Below are 15,877 nucleotides of genomic sequence, written 5' to 3'. Positions count from 1 at the left end.
AGAAAAAAGCGGTCAGCACCCGCCTGGTGATCCAGCGCAGGTGCTCAAAGCCGGGTTTATGCAAAACCGATAAATGACAGGATAAACAGGACAATCACTACAGCACCGACGATGTAGATAATATTGTTCATGGCATCACCTCTCCGTTTCGATTGGCTTGCGACACAGGGGTGTCTTAATACAGCTGACACCAACGCGCGCAATTGCGTTCCGCAATCCATTGCACGGATGAGTGTGTTGCCACGCAGGCAAGCGTCAGCGCTGCTGCGACTCGTGCAACGTAAAGGTCCCAATGGAGGAGGCAGGCGGTGGATATGCCGTGGCCGATAGATGCCTGTTGCCCGACTGGGCAACAGGCGTTGATGGCTAGCGGTTAAAGCGTTCAGCGAGGCTGTGCAGGTACTCGGCCATGGCTTCCAGATCCTGGCTGATGGCGGCGCCTTGCTTGGCCTGTGCGGCGCTGTCGTCACACAGTTGCGCAATTCGCGTGATCTGTTGATTGATATCTTCAGTCACGTGGCTTTGCTCTTCGGAAGCCGACGCCATTTGCTGGCTCATGTCGGTGATGCGGCTCACGGCCTGGCTGATTCCCACCAGGGCTGACTGCACCGCCTCGACACGCTGCATGCTGTCGCGGGAAATCTGCTCACCCCGGCTGGCGGTCGTGACTGCCCGTTCGGCACCGACATGCAGCGAGGCGATGATGCCGTGGATCTGCTCGGTGGATGTGCGCGTGCGTTGTGCCAGTGAGCGTACCTCATCGGCAACCACGGCAAATCCCCGACCTTGCTCGCCTGCCCGGGCCGCCTCGATCGCCGCGTTGAGCGCCAGCAGGTTGGTTTGTTCGGCAATCGAGGTGATGACGTCCACGACACTGCCGATCGACTGCGTCTCGCTGGCCAATGCGTTGACCGCCTCGCCGATTTCGTTGACCGCGTCTTTCATCGTTGCCATGGCGAGCAGACTTTGCCGGGCCAGCTCACTGCCGTCGCGAGTCAACTGGTCGGCTTCGGACGCGGCATGGGCAGTGCTGACCACGTTCTGCGTGACTTGCTGGTTCGTTGCCGCCATCTGCGAGATGGCAGCGGCAGACTGATCCGTCTCACTGCGCTGGCGATCAAGGGCCTGGGCTTGGGAACCTGAGAGTTCCGATGACTGTGCGGCCTTGGCCTTTACATTGATCCCGGCATCGACAAGTCGGCTCAAGGCGGTCTGCAAGCGAGCTTCCTCACTGAGCATGGCCATATCCAGTCGCCCCTGGGGACCGTGGTTGTCGCTATAAGTGAGCGCGACCAACGGGTCGGAAAACGCTTTCGGATGTTCGGCCAGAGTGCGCTCGATGGCTCTGCGTTGTCGGGACTCGATCAAATACCAGGCGATAAACAGACTCGCCACCAGGGCCCCTTGGGCCGCTGTTTTTGGTAGCCACTGATAGGCCGACAGAGAAATACCGGCTGCCATCAGTAATGGCCAGCCGTGTTGCAACGGGCGAAGAATGCGCGCGCTCAGCGAAACGATCGGCTTACCGGCGCGCATCCTTGCATAAAGTGCTGCTGCGCGACGCACCTGGTCGCGGCTGGGTACCGAGCGAACCGACTCGTAACCACTCATGCGACCGTTTTCATAGATGGGCGTGACGTAGGCACTGACCCAATAGAAGTCACCATTTTTCGCGCGATTTTTGACAATGCCCATCCAGGGTTTGCCTTGCTTGATGGTGTGCCACATGTGAATGAAGACCCCCGGTGGCATATCGGGGTGGCGAACCATGTTATGGGGCTGGCCGATCAATTCGTCGTAGGTGAAACCGCTGATGGCAACAAAGGCATCATTGCAATAAGTGATGCGGCTATCGAGGTCAGTGGTGGAGATCAATCGTTGGTCGGCGGGAAATATTCTTTCATGCTCGGTTACGGGCAAATTCACACGCATAGAGTGCGATTCCTCTTGGAATTATTAGTATGAGTCAGAGCATGTAATTCGGAACCATGGCGCAAGGCATCCAACAAGTACGCTGTGCTACAGCCTCCCCATGTACTTGTATGACACAGTGGCTCGCGCCAATCGGCTGGTCACCGACACTGCTGGCGATCGTTTCTACGCGAAAAACATGGCAGATGGCCATGCTTTCAGCGACAAATACTTTTCATTCCATGACAATAACGGTGTGTTAAACACAGATTTTCCAGGCGTGCAGCCGGGGCAGATTTTCTGTGGGGGGCGAGTAGGGGGATCGACCGAAGTCAGAGGTGGATCGACTGGCCGCACAAGTACGAATCCTCCCTGCCCGTTGGCCAGGAAAGGGAGGTTCGCAATGGACTGGCGTCCATGGTGCACAATCGTGGCTGCGTACGCATCCATTCAGATGAGTCGCAGCCGGTTTACAAGGCTGGCGTTACAACAACGAAATCGGGTAGCTGACGAAAATCCGGTTTTCATCGAATTCATTGGTGCTGAAGTCCCGACGAATGCTGGAGTTGCGCCACTTCACGCTCAGGTTCTTCAAGGCGCCGGACTGAACGACATAGGCCAACTCCGATTCGCGACCCCATTCCTTGCCATCGGTGATTGCACCGATATGCACGTTATCGCCACTCAAGTAGCGGTTCATCATCGTCAGCCCGGGAACACCGACGGTTGCGAAGTTGAAGTCGTGACGAACCTGCCAGGACTGCTCCTGCGCGTTATCGAAACTGGAGTTGTAACTGTCGTTGGCCAAGGTACCGCCGCTGGCACCGTTGACGCGCATCCACGCGGTATCTCCGGTGAGCTTTTGCAAGCCGACATAAAACGTGTTGCCGCCCAGTTTTGCAGAGAACAGACCGAAAGCGGTCTTGTTGTCCATGTCACCGGCCAGGCTGGCACCGTCTTCCTTGCCAATGAAGTAGCCCATGTTGGCGCCGAGCGTCCAGTCACCTACAGGCTGGCTGTGGCTGAGGCTGAAGTACTGTTGCTGGTAGATGTCCTGGAGCTCGTCGTACCAGAGCCCGACCGTAGTGCGCTTCTCGTTGAAGGTGTACTCACCGCCGCCGTAGTTGAATCGGTCGGAAGTGAACGCCGCTTTGCCGTTCATGGACATGTCTTCCATGCTGGCGTCATTGCGTGGGCTGTTCTGCCTGATCTGACCACCATACAAAGTCAGCCCGCCGATTTCCTGGGAGGTAATCTGCGCACCACTGAAGGTCTGTGGCAACGAACGACCGTCGTCGGAGCGCAGAATCGGCAGTGCACTGACGAATTCGCCTACTTTTACCACGGTTTTTGAGACCTTGGCCTTGGCGGCAACCCCCAGCCGACCAAAATCATCAGCCGGACGCCCATCATCATGGACCGGCAACAGCTGGGTGCCACGGGTGCCTTTGCCACCGTCGAGCTTTTGCGAATAAAGCCCCAGTACATCGACGCCAAAACCTACCGGCCCCTGGGTATAGCCGGAGCGGGCATCGAGGATAAAGTTTTGCGTCCATTCCTCTGCTTTGTTCTGAGGTGCAGCGCTGGTCGGGTAGGCGGGGTTGACGAAGTTGCGATTGATGTAGGCGTTGCGCAGATTGAGGGTGGCAGTAGCGCCCTCGATGAAACCGCTGTTTTCGTCGGCATGGACAACAGTCGTCGAGCCGGCACCAAGTGCCAGGGCCAGGCCGATCAATGAGTATTGTGCGGGCACGTTACGGCGAAAAGGGGTGTGGCGCATGTTGGTTTCTCGCAGTGAATTATTATTTTTCAGCAGTGTTTTGCAGCCGGCGACGCAATTTCAGGTGCAGGCGGCCCTGGCAACAATTTGCCGAGAGACCGCCGTGCAAGCGTCTGGAGAAGAGGTGGATCAGTTGTTGGCTGACTGACGACGCAACAGGTCATCAATGGCCCGGATTGCCAGGGGATACCCATCGGCTCCCATGCCGCAAATCACCGCATTGACCGCGCCGGACATGATCGAGTGGCGATGCAGTTCATCGCGGGCATGGATGTTCGACAGGTGCAGTTCAATCAGCGGTGTACTGAGCAACTTCAGGGCATCGAGTACCGGAATCGAGTGAAACGAAAAGCCGGCCGGGTTGATGATCAGTGCCGCGCCTTGTTCGAAAGCCTCTTGAATCCAGTCGACCATCACGCCTTCGTGGTTGGTCTGGCGAAAGTCGCATACCAGGTCAAGTTCCTCGGCCAGCCTTTCACTTTGCTGGCGAATCTGGTCGAGTGTGGTGTGCCCGTAAATGTGCGGCTCACGACGACCCAGCAGGTTCAGATTAGGGCCGTTGAGGATGAAGACGGTGCGGTTCATGGTCGTCCTGCTGCGTTATTTGGAAAGAATGGCTGAAGCGCGAGTGTCGACCGCGTCGTCTTCGGCGACAGCGTTCAGGTCGATGCCGCGGGTTTCCGGACCGATGACGATCATTGCCAGCGAGATCAGGTTGATCACCGCGCACAGGGTCACCAGAGGCCACGGCGAGTTGTTCGACTGGCTCATCAGGTACACAGCGATCATTGGCATAGGGCCGCCGATGACCAGGTTCGCACCGGTGTAGGCCAGCGCCGAGCCCGAGTAACGGACCTGGGTCGGGAAGGCTTCGGCGAATGCCACCGGCTGAATGCCGCTCTGGAACTGGGTGAAGCCCAGGAACAGCCCCATGATCGCCATGATGGCAGGGACGTTCATCGTGTTGAGGATCGGGAAGTAGACGAACAGGATCAGCAAGGTCATGCACGAACCAAACGCCAGCGCCTTTTTACGGCCCCAACGGTCGGACAGATAACCACCGGCCAGCGCACCGAAAATCGCACACATGTTCGCCACCATCAGCGACATGAAGCCCGTCGACTGGCTGAAACCCAGGTGCTTGGTCAGGTAGCTGAGGGAGAAGATCACGATCAGATAGAACAGTGCTGCGGGCGAGCAGAAGAAAAACATCAGGCGCAGGATGGTTTTGTAGTGGCCACCGACTGCGGATTTGAGTGGGCTTTTTTCCTGCTTGACCGGGGTCTTTTTCAAGGCGACGAAGGCCGGGGTTTCATCGACTTTCAGGCGAATGAAGATCGCGACAATCACCAGCACAAAGCTCATGAGGAACGGAATTCGCCAGCCGAAGCTTTCGAACTGCTCGCTTGAGAGTGTCGCTGCCAGGCCCATCAACACGCCGTTGGCCAATATCTGACTCAGTGGTGAGCACAAGCCGAGCATGCCCGAATAACGCCCGCGACGATCTGGGGTTGCGTGCTCCAGCGCCATCAGTTGCGCCCCGGTGGACTCACCACCCAGAGCAAAGCCCTGGATGATGCGCAGCAGTACCAGAAGAATCGGTGCCAGGATGCCAACCTGAGCATAGGTAGGCAATAAGCCCATCAATACCGACGCCAGGCCCATCATGCTCACGGTGGCCAGCATCAGGTTGCGGCGCCCGAGTTTATCGCCAAGGTAACCGCAGGTAATGGCGCCCAAAGGCCGTGCCGCAAGGCCCACGCCGAAGGTCGCCAGGGAAGCGAGCAGGCCGGCAGTCGGTTCCATCGCCGGGAAAAACAGCTTGGGCAGAATGGTCGCCGACACGGCGCCATACAGGGTGAAGTCAAACCATTCCAGGGCGGTGCCAATGGTCGCGGCGGTCACCGCTTTGCGAGGCATGCGCAAATCAGGAGTCTCGTGACTGGTTGTGCTCATTGAGGTGCTCGTCATGTTTTTTATGGTTATGGGGTGCCCCTACGATCCAGTCCGGGCTAGGGCGCCAGCAGGAAACGTCGAAGTGAGTAGACGTTAACCGATACTGCCTGCAGAATAATTATCGAAATCCAGACAAATAGATAAGCCAGCCTTATGGGTGGAGGAATATGGAACTGCGTCACCTGAAAGCCTTTGTGGTAGCCGCCGACCTGCAGCACTTCAGCCGCGCCGCCGAGCAACTGGGCATTGCGCAGCCGGCGCTGAGCCAATTGATGCGCACGCTCGAATCCGAGTTGGGGCTGGCGCTGTTCCGGCGGGAAAACCGTGGAGTGGCGTTGACCGCTGCCGGCGAGGCGTTCCTGCCCCATGCGCGGCAGTCCATCGAGTCCAGCGAGCTGGCAACCGCCGCCGCGCGGCGTGCCCGGCGCGGGGAAGTCGGCGAAATCAACATCGGCTATCACTCGGCGTTGTTCGAGGCCAATTTGCCGCAATTACTCCGGCATTACTTCAGCACCTTTCCCGAAGTCAAAGTGACGCTGGTGGATGCCGGTATTCGTGCGCAGTTCGACATGCTGCTCGACCACAAGCTTGATCTGGCCTTCGCGCGGGTATTCAAGGATCACCTGCCAGACCGTTTGCGCACCCATCATTTCAGTCAATCCAATCTTGTGCTGCTCATGCCGGACAACCATGAACTGGCCGAAACTTTTGCCGGAGAATTGGCGATGTTGCGCCACGAGAAGTTCGTTTTCCTGCAGGACACCTCGGGTATCGGGCTGACCTCGCACACGCTTCAGGCCTGTCGCCAGAATCAATTGCATCCGAAGAACATCATGTACGTGCCGTCGCTGATGAGTATTCCCGGATTGGTTGCAGCGGGCATTGGTCTGAGCATCGTGCCTGAAACGATGACACGCCTGAGCATGCCGGGCATACGCATTGTACCCTTGGCTCAACCGGAGATGGTCAGTGAGTTGTCGCTGATTTCCAGGATCGACGAGCGTTCAAGCGCGGTGCTGCACTTTATCGAAGAGGCTCACGGGTGGGGATGAAGACTGTGAAGGACAGAGTGATGTAGCAGGGCGCTGGCATCGGCCGCCATCACTCGTCCGATGCCCAGCCAGGCGGGAGGTACTAGCGTTTGATCAGGGAGATTTTCGTCCCTTCGATACTGACCCCGGCCATTAACCCTTGCTGGTCGAAGATGAAAGCGTACGCATCTTCTTTGAGCGTCGAGCTGGAGAGATTCTTCGACACCCCTTCATCGACTACAACAACCGTTGGCCCGACACCGATTTCCCAGCCCTTGGTTTCAGCTACGTATTTCACGGCTTTGTCGGACATCAGAAAAACCGCATAGCCATACGACTGGGCGCCAGCCTGCAGACCCCAGGATCCGCTGACGGAGTTGTAATAATCGACAACCTGGGTGCCTTTCATCAGTACGCCTTCACCATAGCTGCCGCCGAATACCAGGCCCGCCTTGATGATTTTCGGGAAGACGAGTACTGCCTTGGCCTGGCGTGCGATGTTTTCAGCAGCTGGATTGGCTTTGAAGAGACCTTGCAAGGCTTGTTTGGAGTCAGCATTCAGATCTTCGGCCGTGGCCGCGCCGGCGGTATTGAGGAGGCTGGCCGATGCCAATGTTGCGGCGGCGAGGAAGAACGACAGGAAGTAGCGCATTGATTGATTCATTTCCGTACTCCGATAGGGGAGCGGTGGATGGGATCAGCAGGCAGTGCCTGAGTGAGGCAGGAACCGAGCCTGATGAAGTTATCCGGCGCACCCTGAAATTGAGGATTGCAAGCATCGCACTTGAGTGAAACAGGCCCAATGCCATTGAACAGGCGCGATGCCATCACCTGTTGTGACCACTGGGCAAGGGCAGGGTTCGTTGCCCGGACCTGGATCGAAAGAATAAATCGATTATCGTGCGCCGCGCTGTCTTCTCCATTATCTGGCCTGATCCTGACCTTTGTAAGGTAACTCAACCCGCGCCACCAATCCTCCACCCTTGCGATTGTGCAAAACCAGGTTCCCGCCCAGTTCACAAACAATCCCCCGCGCTGCCGAGAGCCCAAGCCCGACCCCGGCGGTGTCACGGTTGTGTGGTGACTCGAGGCGAAAGAACGGATCGAACACCCGTTGCAGTGCCGCTTCGGGAATACCCGGCCCCTCGTCGCTGACTTCGATGCAGACCCCATGCTCGTCACAACTGAGCGTGGTATGGGGATGCTTTCCATACTTCACGGCGTTTTCCAGCAGGTTGACGATCACGCGTTTGATGCCCAGGGGGCGGCCGTCATACACCAGCTGTGGGGGGGCGGTGAAATCGATGACGATGTCCTGGTCTGCGTAGTCATCGACGATGTTTTGCAGCAACTGCGACAAATCGAATGCAGTGGATTGCTCGCGCTGAAAGTCGTCGCGAAAAAAAGCCAGGGCGCCGTTGATCATCGATTGCATCTCCTGGACGTCGCTGATCAGTTTGCGCTGCTGGTCTGGATCCTCAATAAATTCGCAGCGCAGGCGCAATCGGGTCAAAGGCGCACGCAAGTCATGGGAGATGGCCGCGAGCATGTGGGTGCGTTGCGCGATGTAGTGCTGGGTCTGCGCCTGCATGGCGTTGAACGCCATGATTGCCTGGCGTATCTCCAGTGGGCCCTCCATTGCGACTGGTGGTGCGCTGAAGTCTGCGCCGAAGCGCCTTGCGGCACTGGCAAGACCCTGCAATGGTCTGGCCAGTTGGCGGGTGGCAACCCAGGCGACCAGCAAGGCGGCGATCAGCCCCGGGGTGATCACCCGGGCAGCCGCTGCTATCTGGTCCAGCAGGCCAGCAGGCTCGATGGATGGACGAGCCCAGGTGCCGGTCACCTGAATGAATAGCGCATTGAGCACCAGCGATATCAGCATTGCCACGACGATGGTCAGGGCAATCCGTCGCCTGAGGGAGTCGCGCCCCAACATCCGGCTGATCACGAATGGGTAACCCTGGCGGTGAACATATAGCCTCCATTGCGCACGGTACGGATCAGGTCCGGGCGCTTACTGTCCGGTTCGATCTTGCGCCGCAGCCGGCTGACCTGCACGTCGATGCTGCGATCGTAGGCATCGTGGTCCCGGCCGTGGGTCAGGTCGATCAGTTGTTCGCGGGTGAGGATGCGCTGGGGGTGTTCGAGAAAGACCACCAGCAAGTCGAACTCTCCTGCGGACAGCGCAATCATTACCTGTTCGGGTGAGCGCAACTCACGGCAGGTAATGTCCAGGTGCCAACCTGCAAAAGCGATGACAGGCCGAGTCAATTCTCCGCCTTGGCTTTTCTGTTCACCGGCGCGACGTTGAACGGCGCGCAAACGCGCGAGCAGCTCCCTGGGGGCGAATGGCTTGGTCAGGTAATCGTCCGCACCCATTTCCAGGCCGACAACGCGATCGCTCAGCTCGGCCATGGCGCTCAGCATGATGATGGGGATCGCTGTTCTTGCCCGTACTTTCTGGCAGAGGCTCAGGCCGCCTTCACCGGGCAGCATCAGGTCGAGGATGATGGTGTCCGGACGATCTTGCGCGATTGCCGCCCACATGGCCTCGCCATGAGGGGCTACTTGCACCTCATAGCCGTGCTGAACGAAGAATTTTTTCAGCAGGGACAGGATTTCCACATCGTCGTCGACGATCAGCAGTTTGCTCACGTCTGCACCAGTGATAAAGCGCAAGGAGGGGAGGGATGATCAGATCTTGCATCGAGCAACCGGCACGGCCGCTCGATGCAAGTGGGGCTTAGAAGAGAATATAAGCAGAGGCGGTTGTCTGATTCAGGTCTATGTCGCCGACCTCCAGCACTTCGTATTCAGCACGGATGCCGATGTTGCGAAACACATCAAATTCAACGCCCGCACCGTACGTCAGATCCACGCCGGTGTCGTCATCGTTGGCATTGCCATCGCTATCCCAGGCGTGCGCACCGACGCTGCCAAAGAGTCGCACCCGATCTCCCAGGGGAAAGCCGAGATGGGCCGCGGCCTGGACGGACTTGCCATCAAAGTCCAGGTCCTTGTCTTCGAACTGGCCCAGATCAACGTAGGCGCCTTCGAACGCCAGATAGCTGTTGAGACGATAGCCGGCAAAAACCTTATAGCTGTTGTCTTCATCACTGAGCTGGGATTCGTCGGTTTCAATGCTGGTAACACCGGCGCCAAGATACAGGCCTCTGTCATCTGCAATCGCTTGAAAAGACAGTAACGAAAGCAGTGAAACGAAGCCAAGGTTTCTTAATAGCATTTGAGGCAGGGTCCTTCTACGGGTTGTCGATTGTTAGGGGTGTTTGCCAAGAATTTGAGTGAACGCCAGGACTGATAAAAATCATTGATTGATATTTTTGATTCACTTCATTCAGCGTAAGGATCGACGTTCATGGGGGGCTGAAAATGCCGCCTGGCCAATGCCTGCACAGAGAGCTCTTTGGAAAACAGCCACCCTTGAGCCAGTAGCACACCCTCTGAAGCCAGGTGCGGCAGTTGCTGCCTGGTTTCAACGCCTTCGGCGACGACCTTGAGCTTCAGCGCCTGGGCAATTTTGGCAATGTGGCGCCACAGGGCATCCTTGCCAGCGATCTTCTCGTGCGCGATGAATGAGCGGTCTATTTTCAGTATGTCGACAGGCACTGATTCGATGAGCGAGAGACTGGAATAGCCAGTACCAAAATCGTCGATGGCAATGCGATGCCCGCACGCTCGAAGCCTGTGCAATTGAATCGCTGCGCTTTTCTGGTCCAGCAAGGCTCGTTCGGTGACTTCAAAGACGATGGCTGAGGCCGGCATGTTGTACGTGGCGGTGATGCTGGCGACAAAGTCCGCAAAGGTTTGATCTTGAATGTCTTGGGCGGAAATATTGACCGTGACGTAGAAGTTCTTGCACGCCCAGAGATAGGTGCTGTAATCCTCCGCAACCTGGCGTATGACCGAGCGCGTAAGTTCGCGGATCAAGTCGGACTGCTCCGCCGCCACGATGAAGACATCCGCCGGGACGCTGACGCCTTTAAAGCGCCAACGCGACAGCGCTTCGGCGCCGACCAGGTCTCCGGTGCACAAATTGACGATAGGTTGGTAGTGAACCGCCAGTTGGTTCGCCCTTATGGCCTTGCGCAGTCGAACGGCGGTGGAGGTGTAATACCTTTGGGTCTTCCAGGCGATGAAGAGCAGTGCCCCGAACATGAGGACCAGGCCAATGAATAGCTTCCATCTGAGCGCTGTCAGGTCGCTCAGAGGCAGTGAAATGACAGAGGTCAGTTCATCGCGATTACCCGCAAAGGCCACATAGACCTTGTCCGGTGAAGTACCGAGTTTGCCCAGGGGAGGCAGTGCTTGCAGCTTCAGGGGGCCTCGGCCCACTGGAGTAACGGAACTCACACCATCTGGACCGCGCAACTCCAATTGCACACCTTGCGGGATGTTCAAGTTGTCCAGAAGGATTTTCCTGTTGATCCAGACGTAGATTGACTGCTCCGATACGATGATGAAGTCCTGATCTGCGGTGACGTCCTGGCCGGAACTGACTTCGTAGGATCGGCCTTGAATCGAGGTCCGGCTGCTAGCGCTGCCTATTGATACCGATGAAATTTCACGTCCGTAGGATGAACAGATCTTGCCATTTTCGAGCTGGACTGCAGCCTGGTAGATAAACCTGTAGTTTTTCACCAGATCGGCAATGTGTGCATATTGCCCGGCGGAGCATTCCTCGCCTGAACGATCGAAACTACCCAGCGAGCGCATAACTTTATCTATTTGCGTATTGGGTTCGACTTGAGCTGCGCGCAACTCCTTATGGATGGTAGTCAGGCGCTGTTCAATACGATATTTGGCGAGACTCCCGGCACAAAACCATGCGAAGGTACCGACCGCAGCACTTGCACATAAAGCGAGTGCGTACCTTTTGATCAAGGCTTTATACGCTGCAATCATAAGTAGCTCCGAAAACAGATTGACTCACCGGGCGGGGCGGTCCTGAGGAAAACAGGGCGGGGTCAGTAGTAGTCAATCAACCAGGCCAATGCGACGCCAAATAAATAGGCTGCAAGACAAAAGATGACTTTCTGTTTGAGCGGCAGTGAATTCAATCGGTAGCGCATGCTTGGTCCCTTGATCAAGAAATGGCCAATCCTGGCAATTGAGCTTGGCGGACGGAAATCATTGATTGTCATTTCGCGCCTTGCGCCGCTTGAAGGCCTGTCAAATGCGGCGCGTGCGATCCTGCCCAGGCAGCGGGCCTGGCGGGTATTACGCTTTATTGCCAATGACGAAGCTTCGCCATATCAAGATTCAACGTCGCGGCAATGCCGGTTTTGCAGAGCTGCGCCGGGCCGTTTCCGAAGGTATCTCTCCATAAGCATCCTGATAGGCCTTGGAGAACCGGCTCAGATGCTGGAAGTTCCAGTACATCGCCGTTTCGGTCACCGTTGGCCAGGTGTTGCGGATCAAGTCCCGACGCACATTGGCTAGCCTGAGATTTCGAATATACGCAATCGGCGATATTCCGAATGTCTCGACGAAACCGTGGTGCAAGGTGCGAGTCGAGGTTTCCAGGTGTTTTACCAGCGCCTTCATGCAAAGCGCCTTTTTAATATTCTTGTGGATGAACTCGATGGCCTCTATCGCAACCTTTCTTCTCGTCGGCACTTTAAGCGCAGAGCGGCCAACAGGTTTCAGTGCCCTGAGTAGCGCAATCAGCAGCGCGCTTTCCAGCGCTAAAACTTGCTCACTGCTGCGCGATTCTGCTGAAGGGGTTTTGGCGTCGACGGAGTAGGCGCTGATGGCCTGAATGGCAGATTGCATCAAACCGAAGTTAGCAGACTGAAAACGATGTTCCTTTCGATGTGCCAGTATATCGAAGGTCGAGTGGTTTTCGAGGCACTGTTGGTAATGTTCTAAAGTGGTAGTCAGGGTAAAAAGCGTTTCATTTGGCTCGCAGGTGTAGTGCACCGGCTCGTCGCTATACAGCACGATGATTTCGTTGGGACGCAACTCATGATTGTTTACGGTAGGACGGCCCACGGTAGCCTGGGAGATGGCAACGGTCACGCAGCCATGGGGAACCGAGCTGATCAGGGTGACAGCAGAGTCGAACTCCAGTCGACTGCACTGGATCCTGGGGCTATGGATCAGTTTATGTTGTCGAATGCTTGCTTCTTGCTCTGATGGCGTGAGGCTGACTTCCCACCGGCCAATTTTTCTATTGGCGTTTTGCTCGGGAGTAGAAGTTATATGAAAGACTTCGTCAGGGATGCTCATGGAGTTGAACGCTCTTCAGCTAAATGGTAAGTGCCAGGCAATGTCTGTCAAAGGCGGAGAAGTTGCTTGTGAATGCAGGAGTCGACTATGACGCAACGGTCCCTGAGTTGACCTCGACACTGGTGTTGTTTTTCTCAGGGGTGGAAATGGAAGACTCCGGCGTCAGCTCCAGCTCAGCTGAAAAAACATAGGCATCGTTCAAGGGTATATCCAACAGGCTTTCAAGCTTGCTCGGTGCGATGCGCGAGCCAAAGATGGCCGACTGTTGTGAACCCAAAGCAGCAGCATTAAAGGCGGCAAGATCATTGGCACGATAGTCAGTGCAAATTTTATAGCTCTTCTGTTCGTCGCTCAGGGTCTTTTTGCTACTTGCAATACGGGTCTGTTCGACATTGCAAGGCTCTTTGTCATAGGCCATCGCCTTGACCGAAAGCAATACACCAAAGGTTGCGGTTGCGATATTTTTCAGCTGCATGACGTGCTTTCCTTATTAATGATTTATCAGTCAGAGCAAAGTGTCGGCCGCTTTGCTGCCACGGCCTGGTTCGAAGATGTTCTCGCTCCCACGATGCGTATAGAAGTCAAAAAGTCATATTTTCGAAAATCAAATGGGCAATCTGTTGGCAGGTCACGCAAGGAGTAGTTTCGCCCTGGATGACAACGCAGGCTGCCAGGCAAAAATCATCATCAAAGTGCAATGAATGAAAAGTCGTTTTCGTCGGCAGTATTCTGTGGTGGCAAAGGGAGGTCGTCATCAACGACCCCTTCGTCGTCATGGAGTTCGTTTTCGGAGTAGATTTTCAGGTGCGACATCTTCAGCTTTTCATTCGGACTCAATTCAATTTCGTAGAATTCGATTTCCGTGCTGCCGATCGAGTGTTCGTTGTGCGCCATTGAATGAAACGGCAGCACCACGAGCGTTAACGCTGCCAGGACTCTGCACATCATAGGCATGATGGCTCGCAAATTTGTGTTTTCACCTGACCCCCCAGGAGATGCTGTCTTGGATGAACCATGAAGCTCAAACATGGCGTCAGCAGGCATCATGATTGTTGAAAGCGTGGAGCCGGCCTCGTACCGATTGACGGCAGCGCGGCTCCGAAGGCTATAGGGGGGCGACTTTGGAAGGCGGGGGCGTCTGATTCAAATTAGTAATTATTATTTTCTTGTCGAATCGGCATCAGGGAGGCAGCGCTCGTCGACTCCTGGGGCCTGGATCAGGCTGGGCGTGACGTCATCGGCCAGCGAAGGCTCAATGGTTCATGCAGCGCAAGCGACCCAACTCGTGGACATAAAAACATACTGCGTTTTTATTGTTGGTTGGAATCAGTTCATAGTTCAGAACAGCGCCTTCTTGCAGAACGTACTGGCGTCTGAAAAAGAGGTCGGGTGTCTTTTCTATGGCGAACAGTTCGTTATCCTGGCTCAGCCTGACGTTACTGATTTTTATCTGAACGTGATGATTGCTTTCCCGGATCACATCCGCGGAAATAGTCGCGTTACGGATTTTTCCGTTCAGGCTTTCCAGCGTCGTTTGTGTCAGTCGGCCATGTCCGATGGTCAAATATTCTTCAGTGTTGAGCTGATTCAAATCTTCGAGCCACTGCCGGGTGATTGTCTGGTAGCTCGTATTTTCCATGTAATAGGATGGCGAATAGATCAATGAAAAAATACAGGCAGCGTTGATAATGCCCAGCACTACCCAGTGAGCCATTGAAGGTATGCCTGGCTTCATATCGTTGCTTCCATACATTGGCGAATCATCAAGGCAAGGTCTTTTTGATCGCTATTCAATTGCAGGTTTGCGGTGCTCATGTCCGGGCGAATGCAAGAAACGGAATAGTTTGATTTAAACAGATTCAGCCAGACTTCGCCTTTTAGATTGGGTGAGGACTGTTGCACCTGTTGCGCCGTAAGATCACGCAGTGATTCAGCCTCAGTCACGCTGTGTGCGACCGCATGGATGACCAGTTCGTTTTGTTTAAGGCTGGCAATTTCGATTTTCGGTGTATCGAAGCCTGAGTGGAAACCGGTGAAGGCGCACACGCCCAGGGTCAAGACATAGCCCAGGGACTGAATCTTTGTAATGTAAGTTGACTTCGCGGGCTTTTCTTCAGGCAACAAGACATCGTCGGTAGCGGTGGGTACAACTTCCTCGACGACGGGCGCAACCGGTTGTTCCGCTTTATCCGCAGGCATCGGCAAGTCAGTTGGTGTATCCACAACGTAGTGACGATTGAAGCAATAGCCTCTACGAGGAACCGTCATCAGAATCTCGTGATCCCGGCTGTCATTGAGTATGTTTCTAAGGGAGAAGACGGCCTGGTTCAAACTTCCGGAGGCGACGACGCGGTCATTCCAGGTGTAGTCGATGATCTCCTCACGGCTTTTGGTCTGGCCGGGCTCCATGAGCAGCAGGTCCAATAGACGCGATTCAGCTCGGCCTATCGTGGAGCTTTGTACATCGCCATGGGGTGACGTGATGGAAAGCAAAGCGGTGTCTGGGTCGAAAAGGGCCATGGCTCCATTTTTCAACTTGAAGGCGTAGCGCATGGGAGTCCTCCGTTCAGGTGTTTCTGGCTGAGTGTCGAGACGATGCGATGGGCTGGAGTTACCGCTATGCATTCTGGTCGGCGGAGATGAATAGCCGTGTGCGGGCAAGTGCGCAAGGTGCAGAAGGAGCCATTAGATGATGCTGGGACAGCCCATCAAAAATCTCACTGGAATCAAGCAAGGGTAATCCACGGGGTTTCAATCGGGGGCAGTAATGATGCCCGCTAAGCGTGATTTGCGCTATCCGAAAAGTGCGAGCAAGGGCGCCGGGGCGCATGAGACAGGGCCGCAAGCGCGGCTGCCGGCCGAACTGATTCGTATTTGCCGAGCTACTGGCCGTGGCCGGTCTAGTCGCGTTCGAGGCTCGAAGGCGTGAAGGTTAAGACAGGCGTCGATG

The 15,877-nt window shown here is 55.7% G+C and carries 16 protein-coding genes and 2 pseudogenes; 2 read left to right on the top strand and 16 right to left on the bottom strand.

Going from position 1 to position 15,877, the window contains the following annotated elements; translation table 11 throughout:
* Window positions 1-366: 366 nt before the first annotated feature.
* From ASE98_RS27770 to ASE98_RS15320, 3 genes and pseudogenes are all read right to left on the bottom strand, one after another.
* Window positions 367-1,341 (bottom strand): annotated as a pseudogene (locus ASE98_RS27770) (methyl-accepting chemotaxis protein); the annotation flags it as partial.
* Between the two features lie 279 nt (window positions 1,342-1,620).
* A pseudogene (locus tag ASE98_RS27765) lies at window positions 1,621-1,932 on the bottom strand (PAS domain-containing protein); the annotation flags it as partial.
* Between the two features lie 463 nt (window positions 1,933-2,395).
* Window positions 2,396-3,691 (bottom strand): OprD family porin, encoded by a 1,296-nt coding sequence (locus ASE98_RS15320; protein ID WP_156465513.1) that lies wholly within the window; start codon window positions 3,689-3,691, stop codon window positions 2,396-2,398.
* Here ASE98_RS15320 and ASE98_RS26620 point away from each other — a divergent pair.
* Window positions 3,690-3,839, top strand: a complete 150-nt coding sequence (locus ASE98_RS26620; RefSeq protein WP_156465512.1) for a hypothetical protein — start codon at window positions 3,690-3,692, stop codon at window positions 3,837-3,839. The genes ASE98_RS15320 and ASE98_RS26620 overlap by 2 nt on opposite strands.
* On the opposite strand, the gene ASE98_RS15315 is transcribed toward ASE98_RS26620, so the two are convergent.
* Window positions 3,821-4,276 (bottom strand): type II 3-dehydroquinate dehydratase, encoded by a 456-nt coding sequence (locus tag ASE98_RS15315; RefSeq protein ID WP_060542180.1) that lies wholly within the window; start codon window positions 4,274-4,276, stop codon window positions 3,821-3,823. The two genes, ASE98_RS26620 and ASE98_RS15315, sit on opposite strands and share 19 nt — an antisense overlap.
* Before the next feature lie 15 nt (window positions 4,277-4,291).
* Entirely contained in the window at window positions 4,292-5,647 is a 1,356-nt protein-coding gene (locus ASE98_RS15310) for an MFS transporter (RefSeq protein WP_060542179.1), read from the bottom strand.
* Window positions 5,648-5,814: 167 nt separating this feature from the next.
* Between ASE98_RS15310 and ASE98_RS15305 the strand changes: the two genes are divergently transcribed.
* On the top strand, window positions 5,815-6,699 hold the full coding sequence (locus ASE98_RS15305; RefSeq protein ID WP_060542178.1) for a LysR family transcriptional regulator: 885 nt from the start codon (window positions 5,815-5,817) through the stop codon (window positions 6,697-6,699).
* An 82-nt stretch (window positions 6,700-6,781) separates the two neighbouring features.
* Here ASE98_RS15305 and ASE98_RS15300 read toward each other — a convergent pair whose 3' ends face one another.
* The 11 genes from ASE98_RS15300 to ASE98_RS15255 all read right to left on the bottom strand — a co-directional run bounded on the left by ASE98_RS15300 (window position 6,782) and on the right by ASE98_RS15255 (window position 15,480).
* The gene (locus ASE98_RS15300) at window positions 6,782-7,342 is read right to left on the bottom strand and encodes a YSC84-related protein (RefSeq protein WP_060542177.1); all 561 of its coding nucleotides are present in this window, start codon (window positions 7,340-7,342) and stop codon (window positions 6,782-6,784) included.
* Window positions 7,343-7,600: 258 nt separating this feature from the next.
* On the bottom strand, window positions 7,601-8,626 hold the full coding sequence (locus ASE98_RS15295) for an ATP-binding protein (protein ID WP_060542176.1): 1,026 nt from the start codon (window positions 8,624-8,626) through the stop codon (window positions 7,601-7,603).
* Window positions 8,623-9,333 carry a response regulator gene (locus ASE98_RS15290; protein WP_060542175.1) on the bottom strand — a complete coding sequence of 237 codons (711 nt, stop codon included), beginning with the start codon at window positions 9,331-9,333 and terminating at the stop codon, window positions 8,623-8,625. The genes ASE98_RS15295 and ASE98_RS15290 overlap by 4 nt, the downstream gene beginning before the upstream one ends.
* 88 nt (window positions 9,334-9,421) lie before the next feature.
* Window positions 9,422-9,922, bottom strand: coding sequence for an outer membrane beta-barrel protein (locus ASE98_RS15285; RefSeq protein WP_060542174.1), 501 nt, complete (start codon window positions 9,920-9,922; stop codon window positions 9,422-9,424).
* A gap of 107 nt (window positions 9,923-10,029) precedes the next feature.
* Window positions 10,030-11,601: an EAL domain-containing protein gene (locus ASE98_RS15280; RefSeq protein ID WP_060542173.1), complete on the bottom strand. Its 1,572-nt coding sequence runs from the start codon at window positions 11,599-11,601 to the stop codon at window positions 10,030-10,032.
* 62 nt (window positions 11,602-11,663) lie between these two features.
* Complete coding sequence (locus tag ASE98_RS26615; protein WP_156465511.1) at window positions 11,664-11,840, bottom strand: hypothetical protein; 177 nt, start codon at window positions 11,838-11,840, stop codon at window positions 11,664-11,666.
* A gap of 118 nt (window positions 11,841-11,958) precedes the next feature.
* Window positions 11,959-12,927, bottom strand: coding sequence for a helix-turn-helix domain-containing protein (locus tag ASE98_RS15275; protein WP_060542172.1), 969 nt, complete (start codon window positions 12,925-12,927; stop codon window positions 11,959-11,961).
* An 85-nt stretch (window positions 12,928-13,012) separates the two neighbouring features.
* The gene (locus tag ASE98_RS15270) at window positions 13,013-13,402 is read right to left on the bottom strand and encodes a hypothetical protein (protein ID WP_060542171.1); all 390 of its coding nucleotides are present in this window, start codon (window positions 13,400-13,402) and stop codon (window positions 13,013-13,015) included.
* Window positions 13,403-13,614: 212 nt separating this feature from the next.
* Complete coding sequence (locus ASE98_RS15265) at window positions 13,615-13,974, bottom strand: hypothetical protein (protein WP_236707805.1); 360 nt, start codon at window positions 13,972-13,974, stop codon at window positions 13,615-13,617.
* 205 nt (window positions 13,975-14,179) lie between these two features.
* The gene (locus tag ASE98_RS15260) at window positions 14,180-14,662 is read right to left on the bottom strand and encodes a hypothetical protein (protein WP_060542169.1); all 483 of its coding nucleotides are present in this window, start codon (window positions 14,660-14,662) and stop codon (window positions 14,180-14,182) included.
* Complete coding sequence (locus ASE98_RS15255) at window positions 14,659-15,480, bottom strand: winged helix-turn-helix domain-containing protein (RefSeq protein WP_060542168.1); 822 nt, start codon at window positions 15,478-15,480, stop codon at window positions 14,659-14,661. The genes ASE98_RS15260 and ASE98_RS15255 overlap by 4 nt, the downstream gene beginning before the upstream one ends.
* Between the last annotated feature and the right edge of the window lie 397 nt (window positions 15,481-15,877).

The sequence above is a fragment of the Pseudomonas sp. Leaf48 genome (genome assembly GCF_001421885.1).
Classification (GTDB): domain Bacteria; phylum Pseudomonadota; class Gammaproteobacteria; order Pseudomonadales; family Pseudomonadaceae; genus Aquipseudomonas.
Note: the sequence above shows the minus strand (reverse complement) of the source record. Positions and strands in the feature narration are given on the sequence as shown.